A 15,675-nucleotide genomic window follows, 5' to 3' on the forward strand; every position below is an offset into this window, starting at 1 on the left:
ATTCTAACGAATTACCGATTTCTGTCCCACTCTCGATTTTTATTTGCGCTGAAACTCTGCTCCAGCATTTAGTGAATCTTAAAGAGTCAAAAAATCCTTTGAAACAATATTTTTCTCTATCTAAAAGCATGATTGTAAAGATTCACGGATATGAGAAAAAGATTCAATCTTGATAAAATCTTTACTTTCCCACAGCCTTGTTATCTGCTTATTATTGGGCAAGACGTGCTTCTTCTAAAATCTTTTCAATCTTTGTTGTTAACAAATCAATAGCTACTGTATTGGTCACTCCTTCTGGAATAACGATATCTGCATAACGCTTTGTTGGCTCAATAAATTGATGATACATGGGTTTTACCACACCAAGATACTGGTCAATAACGCTATCCAGGCTACGACCACGTTCTTCCATATCACGTTTAATACGGCGAATAATACGGACATCATCATCTGTATCTACGAAAATCTTGATATCCATCAAATCACGAAGACGTTTGTCCTCCAAAACCAAGATTCCTTCTACGATAAAGACATCTTGGGGTTCTTGACGATAGGTTTTAGAACTTCTGGTATGGGCAGCATAGTCGTAGGTAGGAATATCAACTGGACGTCCTGCCAACAACTCTTTGATTTGCGCAATCATCAAATCAGTATCAAAAGCAAAAGGGTGGTCATAGTTGGTCTTGATACGTTCTTCAAAGGTTAGATGTGATTGATCTTTATAGTAGGAATCATGCTCAATCATAGCTATTTTCTCATTTGGAAAATGCGATAAGATTGCTTTAGATACGCTTGTCTTTCCTCCTCCAGATCCCCCTGTTACTCCGATAATGATTGGTCTATTTTGCATTGTAGCCTCCTTGTATTTTCCCTTGTCTATTTTACCATATTTTTGATAAATTTTACAGATGGAGTTTTCTACAAAAAGAGAAGAAAAAGTCCTCATAGCTAGAAGCTACAAGGATTTGTACTTGATTAATCGAAGTCAACGTATTCTTTAGAAAGTTCAAGAACTTCTTCCATTGTTGAACATTCTGTAAGAGCGCGGTTAGCGTATTCTTGCATTTTAGCAGTGTCAAGTTTCTTCATCAAGCTACGTGTACGAAGTACAGATGTAGCTGACATAGAGAACTCATCCAAGCCCATTCCGACAAGAAGTGGAACAGCTGTTTGGTCACCAGCCATCTCACCACACATACCAGCCCATTTACCTTCAGCGTGAGCTGCTTTGATAACGTTGTTGATCAAACGAAGGATCGATGGGTTATATGGTTGGTAAAGGTATGAAACTTGCTCGTTCATACGGTCTGCTGCCATTGTGTATTGGATCAAGTCGTTTGTACCAATTGAGAAGAAGTCAACTTCTTTTGCGAATTGGTCTGCAAGCATTGCTGCTGCAGGAATTTCAATCATGATACCAACTTGGATGTCATCCGCAACTGCAACACCTTCAGCAAGAAGGTTTGCTTTTTCTTCATCGAAGACTGCTTTAGCTGCACGGAATTCTTTCAAAAGCGCAACCATTGGGAACATGATACGCAATTGACCGTGCACAGAAGCACGAAGAAGAGCACGGATTTGAGTGCGGAACATTGCATCTCCAGTTTCAGAGATAGAGATACGAAGAGCACGGAAACCAAGGAATGGATTCATTTCATGTGGCATATCGAAGTAAGGAAGCTCCTTGTCACCACCGATATCCATTGTACGAACGACAACTGGTTTACCGTTCATTCCTTCAAGAACAGCCTTGTACGCTTCGTACTGTTCGTCTTCAGTTGGGAAGTCTTGAGAATCCATGTACAAGAACTCTGTACGGTAAAGACCTACAGCTTCTGCACCGTTTTCGTTAACACCTTCAACGTCTTTTGGAGTACCAATGTTGGCAGCCAATTCGAAGTGTTTACCGTCAGCAGTAACTGTTTGAGCATCCTTCAAGAGTGCCCATTCAGCTTTTTGTTGAGCGTAAGCTTCACCAGCTGCTTTAAATTCAGCCGCTTGTTCTTCAGTAGGGTTGATAATCACTTCACCTGTAATACCGTTAACAGCAAGAAGGTCACCATCTTTGACAATTTCAGTGATATTGTTTGTACCCAAAACAGCAGCAATTTCAAGTGTACGAGCCATGATAGCTGAGTGACTTGTACGACCACCAATGTTTGTTACAAAAGCTTTTACAAAGTTTTTGTCCAATTGAGCTGTATCAGATGGAGTCAAGTCGTGAGCAATCACGATCACTTCTTCATTGATAGAAGCTGGGTTTGGCAATTTTTTACCAAGGAGATTAGCCAATACACGTTTTGTTACGTCGCGGATATCCGCTGCACGTTCTTGCATGTATGGGTTGTCTTCCATGCCTTCAAAGATTGTGATAAACATATCTGTAACTTCTTTCAGACCTGCTTCTGCATTCACTTTCTTAGCACGGATAGTTTCTTTGATTTGACCGATCAATTCAGGGTCAGCAAGAACCATCAAGTGGGCGTCAAATACTTGTGCCGCTTCTTCACCAAGCGTACCTACAGCCTTCTCGCGGATAAGAGAAAGCTCGTTTTGAGAAGCTTCAAGAGCAACATCCAAACGAGCCTCTTCTGCATTTGTATCTTCGACTGTAACAGTCTCGAATGATAAATCCGGTTGAACGAGTAGATATGCTTTTGCAACTGCAACACCGTCAGATGCTGCGATTCCCTTAAGCATTTCTGTCATTTCCTTATGCCAATCCTTCTTTTTCCATTGTTTCTGAGATTGCAGCAATAGCGTCATCAGCGTCTGCACCTTCAGCAGTGATTGTAACGTCAGCACCTTGACCAACACCAAGGCTCATTACACCCATGATAGATTTAAGGTTAACTGATTTACCTTTGTACTCAAGAGTGATATCTGAAGCAAATTTGCTAGCAGTTTGCACCAACAATGTTGCTGGACGTGCGTGAATACCTGTTTCTGCCACTACGTGGAAATCTTTAGAAGCCATAGTTTGACTCTCCTTTAATAGTTTTCTTGTTGAGTTACATATCTGATAACCCTTACAATTTAGTATTATATCACCTTCATTGATATTTTTCAAGTATTTTATGGACTTTCTTCAATTTCCTTTCAGATAACTTGCTGAAAATCTTCTATTAAATTTAACAAAACACAGTATGTAGTTTTGGTGAAAATCCTAATCATTGAAATAATGCTTTTTCGCTAGTTGCTTTCAAAACCCACACTATATATTGTGTTTGTAGGTAAAATCGGTAAAACAATTACACAAGATTTAGTTTTAGAAAGTTGACAAAGTTTTTTTTTCTGATATACTAAGAAAGTAATAATTTTTTAAAGAGGAGTTACAGAAATGGTAACCGTATATTCTAAAAACAACTGTGTCCAATGTAAAATGACGAAACGTTTTTTAGACAGTAATAATGTTGAATATAAAGAAATCAATCTTGATGAACAACCTGAATACATTGATCAAGTAAAAGAGCTTGGCTTTAGTGCTGCTCCTATTATTCAGACACCGACAGAAGTTTTCTCTGGTTTCCAACCAGGTAAACTCAAACAACTTGCTTAAGAATCAGGACAAAAGCTTCTATGTCTACCTTAGAAGCCTTTCTTTTGTAATTAGATAAAGGATTTTTTATGGGATTAAAACAACTTGAAGATGTGACTTACTTCCGTCTTAATAACGAAATTAACCGTCCTGTGAATGGACAAATCATGCTTCACAAAGACAAGGAAGCTCTTGAAGCCTTCTTTAAAGAAAATGTTGTACATAATACAATGGTTTTTCATTCAATTACGGATAAAATTAACTTCCTTATTGAACATAACTATATTGAAACAGCATTTATCAAGAAATACCGTCCAGAATTTTTGGAAGAACTACACCAATTTATCAAGGATCAGAACTTCCAATTTAAGTCTTTCATGGCTGCCTATAAATTCTATAATCAATATGCTTTGAAGACTAATGATGGGGAGTACTATCTTGAAAGCATGGAAGACCGCGTCTTCTTTAACGCCCTTTATTTCGCAGATGGTGATGAAGCGATTGCTCTCGATATCGCCAACGAAATCATCCACCAACGTTATCAACCTGCTACTCCTTCTTTCTTGAATGCAGGTCGTGCGCGTCGTGGTGAATTGGTATCGTGCTTCTTGATCCAGGTAACAGATGATATGAACTCTATCGGACGTTCTATCAACTCTGCTCTTCAACTTTCACGTATCGGTGGTGGTGTGGGAATTTCCCTCAGCAATCTTCGTGAAGCTGGAGCTCCTATCAAAGGATATGAGGGTGCTGCTTCTGGTGTCGTACCAGTTATGAAGCTTTTCGAAGACAGTTTCTCTTACTCAAACCAATTGGGGCAACGTCAAGGTGCTGGGGTTGTTTACCTCAATGTCTTTCACCCAGATATCATCGCCTTCCTTTCAACTAAGAAGGAAAATGCCGATGAAAAAGTTCGTGTCAAGACTCTCTCGCTTGGTGTTGTTGTACCAGATAAATTCTACGAATTAGCACGTAAAAATGAAGAAATGTACCTCTTCAGTCCTTATTCTGTAGAAAAAGAGTATGGTGTGCCTTTCAACTACATCGATATCACTGAAAAATACGATGAATTAGTAGCAAATCCAAACATCCGTAAGACAAAAATCAAGGCTCGTGATTTGGAAACTGAAATTTCTAAGTTGCAACAAGAATCTGGCTATCCTTATGTAGTCAACATTGATACTGCTAACCGTGCAAATCCTGTTGATGGAAAGATCATCATGAGTAACTTGTGTTCTGAGATTCTTCAAGTCCAAGAACCAAGTCTTATCAACGATGCTCAAGAATTCCTTAAAATGGGGACTGATGTCTCATGTAACCTTGGTTCAACAAACGTGGTCAACATGATGACTTCACCTGACTTTGGTCGCTCTATCCGTGCAATGGTACGTGCTTTGACTTTTGTTACAGATAGTTCACACATCGTAGCTGTTCCTACTATCGACCATGGAAATAGCCAAGCTCACACCTTTGGGCTTGGTGCTATGGGACTTCACAGCTACCTTGCCCAACAACTGATTGAGTATGGATCCCCTGAGTCTGTTGAGTTTACAAGCATTTACTTTATGCTTATGAACTACTGGACCTTGGTAGAATCTAATAACATCGCGCGTGAACGTGGTGTTACCTTCCACAACTTTGAGAAATCAGACTATGCTAACGGAAGCTACTTTGATAAGTATTTGACTGGAGAATTTCTTCCGAAATCAGACCGTGTTAAAGAACTCTTCAAAGATATCTTTATCCCTACTGCTGCTGACTGGGCTGAACTTCGTGATAAAGTTAAAGCAGATGGACTTTACCACCAAAATCGCCTTGCTGTAGCGCCAAATGGTTCGATCAGCTACATCAACGATGTTTCTGCTTCTATCCACCCAATTACGCAACGTATCGAAGAACGTCAAGAGAAGAAAATTGGTAAGATCTACTACCCTGCTGCTGGATTGTCAACAGAAACCATCCCTTACTATACTTCTGCTTACGACATGGATATGCGTAAGGTCATCGATGTGTACGCAGCTGCAACTGAGCATGTAGACCAAGGACTTTCACTCACTCTCTTCATGCGTAGTGATATTCCGACTGGACTTTACGAATGGAAAAAAGAAAACAAACAAACGACACGTGACTTGTCTATCCTTCGTAACTATGCCTTCAACAAAGGTATCAAGTCTATCTACTACGTCCGTACCTTTACCGATGATGGTGGAGAAGTCGGTGCTAACCAATGTGAGAGCTGTGTGATTTAATCTTTGCTTGAGGAAACTACATTTTCTCAGATAAGTATTCATTTACCGAGCTAAACTAAACTGGAATAAGCATCTATACTATGGAAAAACAAAAAAGTCGGGCTTCCGACTTTTTGTGCGAAACTCCTCTAGGATTATGATAAAATAGAGATAATTGTGAGTTCGCAATACTAAACACAGAAAGAGATTTCAAATGGAAACTTACTACAAAGCCATTAACTGGAATGCCATCGAAGATGTCATCGACAAATCAACTTGGGAAAAACTGACGGAGCAATTCTGGCTTGATACACGTATTCCCTTGTCAAATGACCTAGATGACTGGAGAAAGCTTTCTAACAAGGAAAAAGACCTTGTTGGTAAAGTTTTTGGAGGTTTGACCCTTCTTGATACCATGCAATCAGAAACTGGTGTTCAAGCCCTTCGTGCTGATATTCGTACGCCTCACGAGGAAGCTGTTTTCAATAACATCCAATTTATGGAATCTGTCCATGCAAAATCTTATTCATCAATCTTTTCTACCTTGAATACAAAGGCTGAGATTGATGAAATTTTCGAATGGACTGATACCAATCCTTACCTACAAAAGAAGGCTGAGATCGTCAACGAAATCTACCTAAACGGAACTCCTCTTGAGAAGAAAGTAGCTAGTGTTTTCCTTGAAACCTTCCTTTTCTACTCTGGTTTCTTTACACCACTCTACTATCTTGGAAACAACAAGTTGGCCAACGTAGCAGAAATTATCAAATTGATTATTCGTGATGAATCAGTTCATGGAACCTACATCGGCTACAAATTCCAACTTGGTTTCAATGAATTGCCAGAAGATGAGCAAGAAAAACTCAAAGAATGGATGTACGATCTCCTTTATACTCTTTATGAGAACGAGGAAGGATATACTGAAAGCCTATACGACGGAGTTGGATGGACTGAAGAAGTTAAAATCTTCCTTCGTTACAATGCTAATAAGGCCCTTATGAACTTGGGGCAAGATCCTCTCTTCCCTGACTCAGCTGACGATGTCAACCCTATCGTTATGAATGGTATTTCAACTGGTACATCAAACCACGACTTCTTCTCTCAAGTTGGTAATGGTTATCTACTTGGTGAAGTTGAAGCTATGCAAGATGATGACTATAACTATGGTCTAGATTAATACAAGACTTTACGAAAACATCTGACTTTGTTTAAAAACTCAGATGTTTTTTTGTTTTTGTTTATTTTTGTTCTTTACATTGATTGATTTTCCAGTTTATGGTATTATAGTAATAGATATGGAGGTGATCCGATGCTTAAGCAAGAAAAACTAGATACTATTTTAGAAATTGTTAATACAAAAGGGACTATCACTGTTAAAGAGATTATGAATCGCCTTGATATTTCCGATATGACAGCTAGACGATATTTACAAGAGTTAGCGGATAAGGATTTGCTGGTTCGAGTTCATGGTGGAGCTGAAAAACTTCGAACAGGTTCTTTGTTAAACAATGAGCGTTCTAACGTTGAAAAACAAGGACTACAAACAGCAGAAAAGCAAGAAATTGCTCGCTTTGCTAGTCACTTAGTTGAAGAAAGAGAAACTATTTTTATCGGTCCAGGTACTACGTTAGAGTTCTTTGCGCGTGAGCTTTCTATCGATAACATCCGTGTTGTTACCAATAGTTTGCCTGTATTTCTCATTCTAAACGAGCGTAAGTTGACTGATCTAATTCTAATCGGTGGTAATTATCGTTCAATTACTGGAGCATTTGTAGGCACTCTAACCCTCCAAGATATTTCCAATTTGCAATTTTCAAAAGCCTTCGTTAGTTGTAATGGTATCAAGGATCACGCTATCGCTACTTTTAGTGAAGACGAAGGAGAAGCTCAGAAATTAGCACTGGAAAACGCCAATAAAAAGTATCTCCTCGCTGACCATAGCAAATTTGATAAGTTTGATTTCTTTACATTTTACAACATTTCAGATATCGATACTATTATCACTGATTCTAAATTAAGTGACGAAACACTCCTATCCCTATCTAAACAAACTAAAATTATCAAGTCTAAACCTTAAACTCTACAACTAGTCATAGAATCTAGTAACTGCTACTAATTCAATGGCTAGTTTTTTATTTTATATTAAGCGTGCAATCTAAAATATTTCAATTATTTTTCAAAATCTATGATTTCTGTATTTTTAATTTAATAGATTCCTCGAATCTGTCTTTTTATATTCCATTTCACGAAGTCCTCCTTTTTAGTTTATTATAACAGTTACTTGTATTTTCTATCATTTTCCTTGCTTTTTTGATATAATAAATTCAGAATGATTCTTCAAAGGAGGCATCTATGCGTTTTAATCAATTCAGTTACTATCCTGTAAGCCAGCAAGAAGCTTTACAGGAATTATCCAACCTTGGGTTCAAGCTTGATCCAACAGATTCAGCTAAGGAACAGTTTGAAGCTTTTGTTAGAACTTATTTTTTCAATTATAAAAATACGGATTATCCCCTCACAACTTTAGCGGTTGACAAAGAAACTGATCTACTCACTTTCTTCAATTCTGATCGTGAATTAACTTCAGAAATTTTCTATACTGTTACCTTTCAGTTGCTTGGTTTCAACTACTTAATAGACTTTGAAGATGGTCTAGCTTTTCATAAAGAAACGGCATTCCCTATTGTATACGGAGATTTGATTGACAATCTCTATCAACTCCTTAACACGCGCACTAAAAAGGGAAATACCTTGATTGATCAGCTAGTTAGTGATGGTCTTATCCCTGAGGACAATGATTACCACTACTTCAATGGAAAGAGTTTGGCTACTTTCTCAACTAACAATGTTATTCGTGAAGTTGTTTATGTAGAAACTCGTATTGATTCTGATAATGATGGTCTACCTGATTTAGTCAAGGTTAGCATCATCCGTCCGACTTACAATGGCAAAATTCCAGCAGTCATGACTGCAAGTCCTTACCATCAAGGAACCAATGATAAAGCAAGCGATAAAGCTCTTTACAAAATGGAAGGGGAGTTAGCAGTCAAAGAACCTCACGAGATTGGCTTAGAAGAACCAAGGATTAGTTTTGTTGAGCCAGTTGGCCAAGCAGACCTCGTTTCAGAAGCCGAAGAAAAACTGACTCATATCAATAGCAGCTACACACTTAACGACTACTTCCTTCCAAGAGGATTTGCAAATATCTACGTATCTGGTCTTGGTACAAAGGATTCTCAAGGTCAGATGATTAATGGTGACTACCGACAAGTTGAAGCCTATAAAAATGTCATTGATTGGCTCAATGGTCGTTGTCGTGCCTTTACAGACCATAGTCGTGAACGTCAAGTCAAGGCTGACTGGTCCAATGGTAAAGTCGCCACTACTGGTCTTTCTTATCTAGGAACAATGTCTAATGGTCTTGCTAGCACAGGAGTGGATGGTTTAGAGGTCATCATTGTTGAAGCCGGTATTTCTTCTTGGTACAACTATTACCGAGAAAATGGTCTGGTAACAAGCCCTGGTGGCTATCCAGGGGAGGACTTCGATTCATTAGATGAATTAACTTATTCTCGTAATCTCTTAGCTGGTGACTATATTCGTGGAAACGAGGCTCATAAAGATTCTATAGAAGAACTGAAGAAAAATTTAGACCGTAAAACTGGAGATTATAACCAATTTTGGCATGACCGCAACTACCTACTCAATGCCCAAAAGGTTAAGGCTGAAGTTGTCTTTACCCACGGTTCACAAGACTGGAATGTAAAACCACTTCATGTCTATCAAATGTTCAATGCTCTTCCAAGCAATATTAAAAAACATCTCTTTTACCATAACGGCGCCCATGTTTATATGAACAACTGGCAGTCTATTGATTTCCGTGAATCCATGAATACTCTTTTGACGCAGAAATTATTGGAGCAAGAAACTGACTACCAACTTCCAAGAGTCGTTTGGCAAGACAATACTGCTCCTCAAACCTGGCTGTCACTTGAAGATTTTGGAAATCAAAGTGACCATAAAGCTTTCTCTTTAGGTACTGAAGAAGCTGTCATTGAAAATCATTACCAAGATTCTGACTTCGAACGATTTGGAAAGACCTACCAAACCTTTAATAATGAATTGTATCAAGGTAAGGTGAATCAGATTACCATTGATCTTCCAGTGACTGAAGATCTTCATATCAATGGTCGTGTTAAACTAAACCTTCGTCTCAAGTCAAGTACTAATAAAGGTCTTCTCTCTGCCCAATTTCTCGAACTTGGTCAAAAGAAATACCTACAACCATATCCAGGAGTTTTGGCTGCTCGTACTATTGATAATGGTCGTTACCACATGCTGGAAAACCTTTGCGAACTACCATTTAGCCTAAATGCACAGCGTGTTATCACCAAAGGCTATCTCAATCTTCAAAATCGTCATGGTTTATTGAAAATCGAAGAGATCAAGCCAGATGAATGGATGGAATTCCAATTTGAACTCCAACCAACTATTTACAAACTAAAAGAAGGCGATACAGTACGTCTCGTTCTTTACACAACAGACTTTGAGATTACTGTACGTGACAATACAGACTATCACTTGACTGTCGACCTTGCACAGTCCAATCTTGAGATACCTTTTAAAAGGGAGGTAACTGTAGATGAACAAAGCCGAGCAAAGACACCAGCTCATCCGAGCCCTAATCACTAAACAAAAAATTCATACCCAAACTGAATTACAAGAACTACTGATTGAAAACGGAGTACAGGTCACACAAGCAACACTTTCAAGAGACATCAATCTGATGAATCTTTCTAAGATTCGTGAAGGTGAACACTCCTATTATTCAATCAACACTGACTCTACATCCAAGTGGGAAAAACGCCTAGAAGTGTATATGGAGGAAGCCCTCTACATGATGCATCCTGTTCAACACCAGGTTGTCATCAAAACCTATCCAGGTTTGGCGCAATCCTTTGGATCCATCTTAGATGCCCTAAACTTCCCTGAAGTTGTGGCTACCATCTGTGGCAATGATGTCTGTTTGGTTATCTGCGAGGATAAAGAACAAGCTCAATCTTGCTTTGAACGCCTCAAACAATTTGCACCACCTCTATTTTTTGATCGGTAACAAAATCCCGTGATGACTATCATCACGGGATTATTTTATGATTTGCTATTTTCAGCTTGCTTTTTAGTTCTTGCTAGTCTCAAAGCACGATTTGGATTGAGGCGATTAAACAGTTCTTCTAACTTCTTCTCATTCCAGACGTCTGCTGCAGAAACAAAATTTCCATCAGCATCTCGGAAAGATATCGGTTTATCTCCCATAGCTATCTCCTAGTCTACAAACTCAAACTCAAATTTGCCGATACGAACTAGATCTCCATCCTTGGCACCACGGGCACGGAGAGCTTCATCAACTCCCATACCGCGCAACTGACGAGCAAACTTCATGACAGACTCATCACGATCAAAGTTAGTCATGTTAAAGAGTTTAATGAGTTTTTCACCTGAAAGTACCCAAGTTGCATCGTCATCACGACTAATTTCAAATGGTTTTTCTTCTTCGTCAAAGCCATAATAAACTTCTTCTTCCATTTCTGACTCATCATAAAGAAGGAATTCTGGTGTCTTATCAAGAAGCTCGGCTGTTGCATCAAGTAAAGGTGCAAGACCTTGCTTAGTCAAACCTGAGATTGGGAAGATGGCTGGTAAGTCCTCGAACTCATCATAGTTAGCTGCCAATTTTTTCTTGAATTCTTCAAGGTTTTCTTTGCTTTCTGGCATATCCATCTTATTAGCAACAATGATTTGGGGACGTTCCATAAGACGAAGGTTGTAAGATTCCAACTCTTTGTTAATAGCTAGATAATCTTCGTAAGGATCACGTCCTTCACTGGCTGACATATCGATGATGTGAAGGATAACGCGAGTACGCTCAATATGGCGAAGGAACTGAGTCCCCAAGCCCACACCTTGACTAGCGCCTTCGATCAAACCAGGGAGGTCTGCCACTGCAAAGGACTCACCTGATTGGGTACGGACCATACCAAGATTTGGAACGATTGTTGTAAAGTGGTAGGCACCAATTTTAGGTTTTGCAGAGGTAATCACACTGAGTAGAGTTGATTTACCAACTGAAGGGAAGCCAACCAAACCAACATCCGCAAGGATTTTAAGTTCTAACTGTAACTCACGTTCCTGACCAGGTTCTCCATTTTCTGAGATTTCAGGTGCAGGATTTTTTGGTGTCGCAAAACGGATATTCCCACGACCACCTCGACCACCGTGAGCAACGATAAACTCTTGGCCGTGCTCAATCAAGTCAGTGATAACTTTTCCAGTTTCTGCATCACGCACAGTTGTACCTTGAGGTACTCGGACAATCAAGTCTTCTGCACCGCGTCCGTGCATTCCTTTAGTCATTCCTTTTTCACCTGACTGGGCTTTAAAATGACGATTGTAACGGAAATCCATAAGGGTACGTAAACCTTCATCTACAACGAAAACAACGTTACCACCACGGCCACCGTCACCACCCCATGGTCCTCCATTAGGGACATATTTTTCACGGCGAAAGGCAACCATCCCATCACCGCCATTTCCAGCCTTGACCTTAATCTTGGCTGTATCTAAAAACATACTCATATTCTTTTCTCACTTTAAAAAGGGCTGGGAAATCCCAGTCACCAACTATTACTACTTGCTAGAAAATCTAGCATTTTAAAATCTGCTAAATACACCGATGGCTGTAGCAAAGATACCTGCTAAGGTTACGAACAACATAATCAAAACGACGAATAGTGTCAATTTCTCAAAAAATGTTTTTTTACGTTTTCCATTATCACCAAATGCCATTATTTTCTCCTTTTCTAAAATTCCCTATTTTTAATACTCTTCCGAGACTGGAGCAATTGCCCACAAGATTAAGTAAGCAATAAGTCCGCTACCATAACAAAAAGCTAGAACTCCCCAGATCACACGTACGATTGTCGGATCAATATCAAAATAATTAGCTAAACCAGCGCATACTCCACCAATTTTTTGATCTCGACTGCTTCTCATAAATTTCTTTTTCATTTCTTCATTTCCTTTCTTCGAAGACCTTAGTCATTCCAATAATCTCTCAAATCATTCAACTGTTTCTTGGATGCTTTTAACATTCGTTTAGAACTTTTGACTGGAACTGAAACTGCCTGCTGTGGCAAGTAAAATACTGTCTTTAAAATCCGTTGTGTCATCGGCTCATCACGAGTTAATTCTTTTTCAAAATTGTTTGAGATGATAGCATCCAAATAAAACTCATGGACTCTCTTAGCAAAATTCTCAGCTGAAATTTCATATAATTTTTCAGCCAAAAGTTTTTCATCCATCTTTGGAGTTGCAATTAAAGCTTCTAAAATAGCCCCTGCTAAATCTCTCTCTTCATAATAAAGAGTTCCAAACATCTTATCGCTAATCAAATTATCTAGATAAGGATTTCCATGAGCTATTACCGGAGTCTTACTTGCAAGACTTTCAAGATAGGTCAAGCCTTGCGTCTCACTAGTTGAAGCTGAAATGAAGAAATCAGCCGCCTTATAGTAAAGTGCTGTCTCGCTTGGAGCGATCATACCTGTAAAGATAACAGAATCCTGAATCTGCAAATCTTCTGCTTGCTCCTTGAGGTTTTCCAGATAAGGTCCATCTCCAGCAACGACTAATTTAACATTTTGCTCTTCTTTTAGAACATCTGGAAGTGCTGCCAAAACAGCTTGAATGTTCTTTTCGTAAGACACCCGGGAAAGACTAAGAAGCATCTTTTCATCTTTCTTAATGCCTAATTTATCACGTAAGTCTACGATATGTTCTGGTTCAATCTCAGGTCGTTCAAACTTGGCTAGCTCAATCCCTGTAGGAATAACTCGTTTTTCTACTTTGACCTTATAATCTGATAGGAGGTCTCGCACAATTTCACTTGGACAAATCACTCCATCAACATCATGAAGAAATCCCCTTACAAGATACTTGACCATGCTAGGACGAATTAACAAGCCCTTAGCAATGTAGTGAACATAGTCTTCATACTGGGTATGATAGGTGTGAATGACTGGAATCTGCAATTCACGCGCAATCCAAATCCCTAATAAACCAAGAGAAAATTCAGTTTGCGTATGAATAATGTCTAGTTGATACTGTTTAGCAATCTCAAGAGCTTTTGTAAATCCACGATAGGCGAAACGTCGATCCTTAAAGGCAAAGAAAGGAACACTAGGGATACGGATAATCTGCCAGTCTTCATAACGATTGACATCCTTATCGGTTGTCGTGAAGATAAAGACTGCATGTCCTTGCTTTTCAAGCTCTGTTTTTAAGGTTCGAATACTGGTTGCAACACCCGAAACCTGTGGGAAATAAGTATCTGTAAATAATCCAATTCGCATATACTACCTCATTTTTTTCCTAAAGCCGCTTGCTCCTGATAGAATTTTAGCCATATTTCTAAAAGATGCTCTTCTGAGTATTCTCTTGAAATAGCCTTGGCCTTTTCTTTCAACGCTTTCAAAGCTTCTGGATGCTCTCTATATTCCATAATAGCTTGTTTCATCTCTTCCACATCGGTGGTTGGTCTGTAATTTCCTTCTAGAATGACCTTGTAAAGTTCTAGATCACGAAGCATAATGGGAGCTTCACAACTTGCTGCCTCTAAAATAGTCATTGGAAAGAGCTCGTTATAGCTAGGAAGTAAGAACAAATCTGCCAAAGCATAGAGTTCTCTCATCCGTTCTGGCTCAACAATTCCAGGGAAAATCAGATTCTCTGGAGGATTATCCATAATCTTTTTATAGCGTTCATAACCATCCGTTATTCCCCCAAAAGAGAAGCCACCAGCCCAAATAAAAGTGATATCCGGTAATTCCTCAGCTAGAGTGATAAAGTCATCTATTCCTTTACGCTTCTGAACCTGACCTGCACCAACGACTACAAACTGATTCTCATCAATTCCCATATCTTTACGAAGTTGCTCAACTTGCTCTATAGGAAGTGAATGCCATTTTTCTTTATTGACAAAGTTAGGAATATAGGTCACTTTTTCACGTGGAATTCCAGCAGCCACTAAATCCTCAATGAAGGTAGGATTGACCACAACCAGATGCTCCATACGGTCATAAAAAGAAAATACATAGCGTTTGACAATCCCCTTTAAGAAGAATGGAATCTTCAAACTACCTTCCAAGGTATCAGGTAAGAAGTGAACATAGCCAATCTTACGACCAGAACGTTTTTTCTGAAAGGTCGAGAGATAATAAGGAAAATCAATCGTATGAAAATGAGTAACATCCGCTTCGATTGGAAGATTTTCTGTTACGATCAGTTGGTCTTTCGCATCTCGTTTTAAAAGCTGTACCAGTTCACGGTAAGCACCAGACACACCTTGGCCCGCCACTTTTTCACTTGAACTTAGCATATTGATGCGTAATTTCTCTTTTTCCATAGTAACCATTATACCATTTTCTTCAAATAAAATCAGCAAATTAAAAGAGAGATAGTATAAAAGCTGGGAATTTCCTGGCGTCAACACTATTTCTCTTTTTATCATTTACTTACTTGATACCTAAAGCAATGCGAGCATAGCGGCTCATTTTTTCAACCGTCCAAGCTGGATACCAAACTAATTTCACATCAACGTTAGTAACCTCTGGAACATCCGTCATAGCATCATAGATTTGGTCGGTTAAAAGATCTGCCAAGGGACAACCCATGGTTGTTAAGGTCATATCAATTTCAGTCTCACCTGTATCGCCATCAAAACGAATCTCGTAGATCAAGCCTAGATTGACGATATCAATTCCCAATTCTGGGTCAATCACTTCTTCTAGGGCTGTCAAAATACGTGTTTTGATGTTTTCAATCTGTTCTTCTGTATAAGCCATTTTCACTCTC

The 15,675-nt window shown here is 39.0% G+C and carries 16 protein-coding genes; 6 read left to right on the forward strand and 10 right to left on the reverse strand.

All coding sequences use genetic code 11. The annotated features are described in order from the left end of the window. Window positions 1-211: 211 nt before the first annotated feature. The 3 genes from udk to HMPREF2837_RS08745 form a co-directional block, all read right to left on the reverse strand. Window positions 212-850, reverse strand: coding sequence for a uridine kinase (gene udk / locus HMPREF2837_RS08735; protein WP_004253618.1), 639 nt, complete (start codon window positions 848-850; stop codon window positions 212-214). 125 nt (window positions 851-975) lie between these two features. Continuing rightward, window positions 976-2,709, reverse strand: a complete 1,734-nt coding sequence (gene ptsP, locus HMPREF2837_RS08740; RefSeq protein WP_075230866.1) for a phosphoenolpyruvate--protein phosphotransferase — start codon at window positions 2,707-2,709, stop codon at window positions 976-978. 4 nt (window positions 2,710-2,713) lie between these two features. Beyond that, the gene (locus tag HMPREF2837_RS08745) at window positions 2,714-2,977 is read right to left on the reverse strand and encodes a phosphocarrier protein HPr (protein ID WP_000146952.1); all 264 of its coding nucleotides are present in this window, start codon (window positions 2,975-2,977) and stop codon (window positions 2,714-2,716) included. 363 nt (window positions 2,978-3,340) lie between these two features. Here HMPREF2837_RS08745 and nrdH point away from each other — a divergent pair, with 363 nt between their 5' ends. The 6 genes from nrdH (at window position 3,341) to HMPREF2837_RS08775 (ending at window position 10,879) form a co-directional block, all read left to right on the forward strand. After that, on the forward strand, window positions 3,341-3,559 hold the full coding sequence (nrdH, locus tag HMPREF2837_RS08750; RefSeq protein ID WP_000259242.1) for a glutaredoxin-like protein NrdH: 219 nt from the start codon (window positions 3,341-3,343) through the stop codon (window positions 3,557-3,559). A 68-nt stretch (window positions 3,560-3,627) separates the two neighbouring features. Then, on the forward strand, window positions 3,628-5,787 hold the full coding sequence (gene nrdE / locus HMPREF2837_RS08755) for a class 1b ribonucleoside-diphosphate reductase subunit alpha (protein WP_075230867.1): 2,160 nt from the start codon (window positions 3,628-3,630) through the stop codon (window positions 5,785-5,787). A gap of 193 nt (window positions 5,788-5,980) precedes the next feature. After that, complete coding sequence (gene nrdF, locus HMPREF2837_RS08760) at window positions 5,981-6,943, forward strand: class 1b ribonucleoside-diphosphate reductase subunit beta (protein ID WP_049548934.1); 963 nt, start codon at window positions 5,981-5,983, stop codon at window positions 6,941-6,943. Window positions 6,944-7,075: 132 nt separating this feature from the next. Beyond that, on the forward strand, window positions 7,076-7,843 hold the full coding sequence (locus tag HMPREF2837_RS08765) for a DeoR/GlpR family DNA-binding transcription regulator (protein WP_049548933.1): 768 nt from the start codon (window positions 7,076-7,078) through the stop codon (window positions 7,841-7,843). 275 nt (window positions 7,844-8,118) lie between these two features. Further along, entirely contained in the window at window positions 8,119-10,458 is a 2,340-nt protein-coding gene (locus HMPREF2837_RS08770; RefSeq protein ID WP_049548932.1) for a Xaa-Pro dipeptidyl-peptidase, read from the forward strand. After that, entirely contained in the window at window positions 10,409-10,879 is a 471-nt protein-coding gene (locus HMPREF2837_RS08775; RefSeq protein ID WP_049548931.1) for an arginine repressor, read from the forward strand. Before HMPREF2837_RS08770 ends, HMPREF2837_RS08775 begins: the two co-directional genes overlap by 50 nt. Window positions 10,880-10,914: 35 nt before the next feature. Here the strand turns inward: HMPREF2837_RS08775 and HMPREF2837_RS11265 are convergent, their stop codons facing one another. The 7 genes from HMPREF2837_RS11265 to HMPREF2837_RS08805 all read right to left on the reverse strand — a co-directional run bounded on the left by HMPREF2837_RS11265 (window position 10,915) and on the right by HMPREF2837_RS08805 (window position 15,665). Next, window positions 10,915-11,079 (reverse strand): hypothetical protein, encoded by a 165-nt coding sequence (locus tag HMPREF2837_RS11265; RefSeq protein WP_000502583.1) that lies wholly within the window; start codon window positions 11,077-11,079, stop codon window positions 10,915-10,917. Window positions 11,080-11,088: 9 nt separating this feature from the next. Continuing rightward, the gene (gene obgE / locus HMPREF2837_RS08780; protein WP_049548930.1) at window positions 11,089-12,399 is read right to left on the reverse strand and encodes a GTPase ObgE; all 1,311 of its coding nucleotides are present in this window, start codon (window positions 12,397-12,399) and stop codon (window positions 11,089-11,091) included. A gap of 75 nt (window positions 12,400-12,474) precedes the next feature. Further along, entirely contained in the window at window positions 12,475-12,609 is a 135-nt protein-coding gene (locus HMPREF2837_RS08785) for a DUF4044 domain-containing protein (protein WP_049548929.1), read from the reverse strand. A 30-nt stretch (window positions 12,610-12,639) separates the two neighbouring features. Beyond that, a complete protein-coding gene (locus HMPREF2837_RS08790) occupies window positions 12,640-12,831 on the reverse strand; it encodes a PspC domain-containing protein (protein WP_075229473.1) in 192 nt (63 codons plus the stop codon). Window positions 12,832-12,857: 26 nt separating this feature from the next. Continuing rightward, window positions 12,858-14,174: a glycosyltransferase family 4 protein gene (locus tag HMPREF2837_RS08795; protein WP_049548928.1), complete on the reverse strand. Its 1,317-nt coding sequence runs from the start codon at window positions 14,172-14,174 to the stop codon at window positions 12,858-12,860. 8 nt (window positions 14,175-14,182) lie between these two features. Continuing rightward, complete coding sequence (locus tag HMPREF2837_RS08800; protein WP_075230869.1) at window positions 14,183-15,235, reverse strand: glycosyltransferase family 4 protein; 1,053 nt, start codon at window positions 15,233-15,235, stop codon at window positions 14,183-14,185. Between the two features lie 100 nt (window positions 15,236-15,335). Further along, a complete protein-coding gene (locus HMPREF2837_RS08805) occupies window positions 15,336-15,665 on the reverse strand; it encodes a metal-sulfur cluster assembly factor (RefSeq protein ID WP_049548927.1) in 330 nt (109 codons plus the stop codon). Between the last annotated feature and the right edge of the window lie 10 nt (window positions 15,666-15,675).

The organism is Streptococcus sp. HMSC071D03 (genome assembly GCF_001812125.1).
GTDB lineage: Bacteria > Bacillota > Bacilli > Lactobacillales > Streptococcaceae > Streptococcus > Streptococcus pseudopneumoniae_N.

Bases quoted from the DNA above. Each gene is read 5' to 3' on its own strand.
- udk (WP_004253618.1), bottom strand. From the start codon at position 850: ATGCAAAATAGACCAATCATTATCGGAGTAACAGGGGGATCTGGAGGA.
- ptsP (WP_075230866.1), bottom strand. From the start codon at position 2,709: ATGACAGAAATGCTTAAGGGAATCGCAGCATCTGACGGTGTTGCAGTT.
- HMPREF2837_RS08745 (WP_000146952.1), bottom strand. From the start codon at position 2,977: ATGGCTTCTAAAGATTTCCACGTAGTGGCAGAAACAGGTATTCACGCA.
- nrdH (WP_000259242.1), top strand. From the start codon at position 3,341: ATGGTAACCGTATATTCTAAAAACAACTGTGTCCAATGTAAAATGACG.
- nrdE (WP_075230867.1), top strand. From the start codon at position 3,628: ATGGGATTAAAACAACTTGAAGATGTGACTTACTTCCGTCTTAATAAC.
- nrdF (WP_049548934.1), top strand. From the start codon at position 5,981: ATGGAAACTTACTACAAAGCCATTAACTGGAATGCCATCGAAGATGTC.
- HMPREF2837_RS08765 (WP_049548933.1), top strand. From the start codon at position 7,076: ATGCTTAAGCAAGAAAAACTAGATACTATTTTAGAAATTGTTAATACA.
- HMPREF2837_RS08770 (WP_049548932.1), top strand. From the start codon at position 8,119: ATGCGTTTTAATCAATTCAGTTACTATCCTGTAAGCCAGCAAGAAGCT.
- HMPREF2837_RS08775 (WP_049548931.1), top strand. From the start codon at position 10,409: ATGAACAAAGCCGAGCAAAGACACCAGCTCATCCGAGCCCTAATCACT.
- HMPREF2837_RS11265 (WP_000502583.1), bottom strand. From the start codon at position 11,079: ATGGGAGATAAACCGATATCTTTCCGAGATGCTGATGGAAATTTTGTT.
- obgE (WP_049548930.1), bottom strand. From the start codon at position 12,399: ATGAGTATGTTTTTAGATACAGCCAAGATTAAGGTCAAGGCTGGAAAT.
- HMPREF2837_RS08785 (WP_049548929.1), bottom strand. From the start codon at position 12,609: ATGGCATTTGGTGATAATGGAAAACGTAAAAAAACATTTTTTGAGAAA.
- HMPREF2837_RS08790 (WP_075229473.1), bottom strand. From the start codon at position 12,831: ATGAAAAAGAAATTTATGAGAAGCAGTCGAGATCAAAAAATTGGTGGA.
- HMPREF2837_RS08795 (WP_049548928.1), bottom strand. From the start codon at position 14,174: ATGCGAATTGGATTATTTACAGATACTTATTTCCCACAGGTTTCGGGT.
- HMPREF2837_RS08800 (WP_075230869.1), bottom strand. From the start codon at position 15,235: ATGGTTACTATGGAAAAAGAGAAATTACGCATCAATATGCTAAGTTCA.
- HMPREF2837_RS08805 (WP_049548927.1), bottom strand. From the start codon at position 15,665: ATGGCTTATACAGAAGAACAGATTGAAAACATCAAAACACGTATTTTG.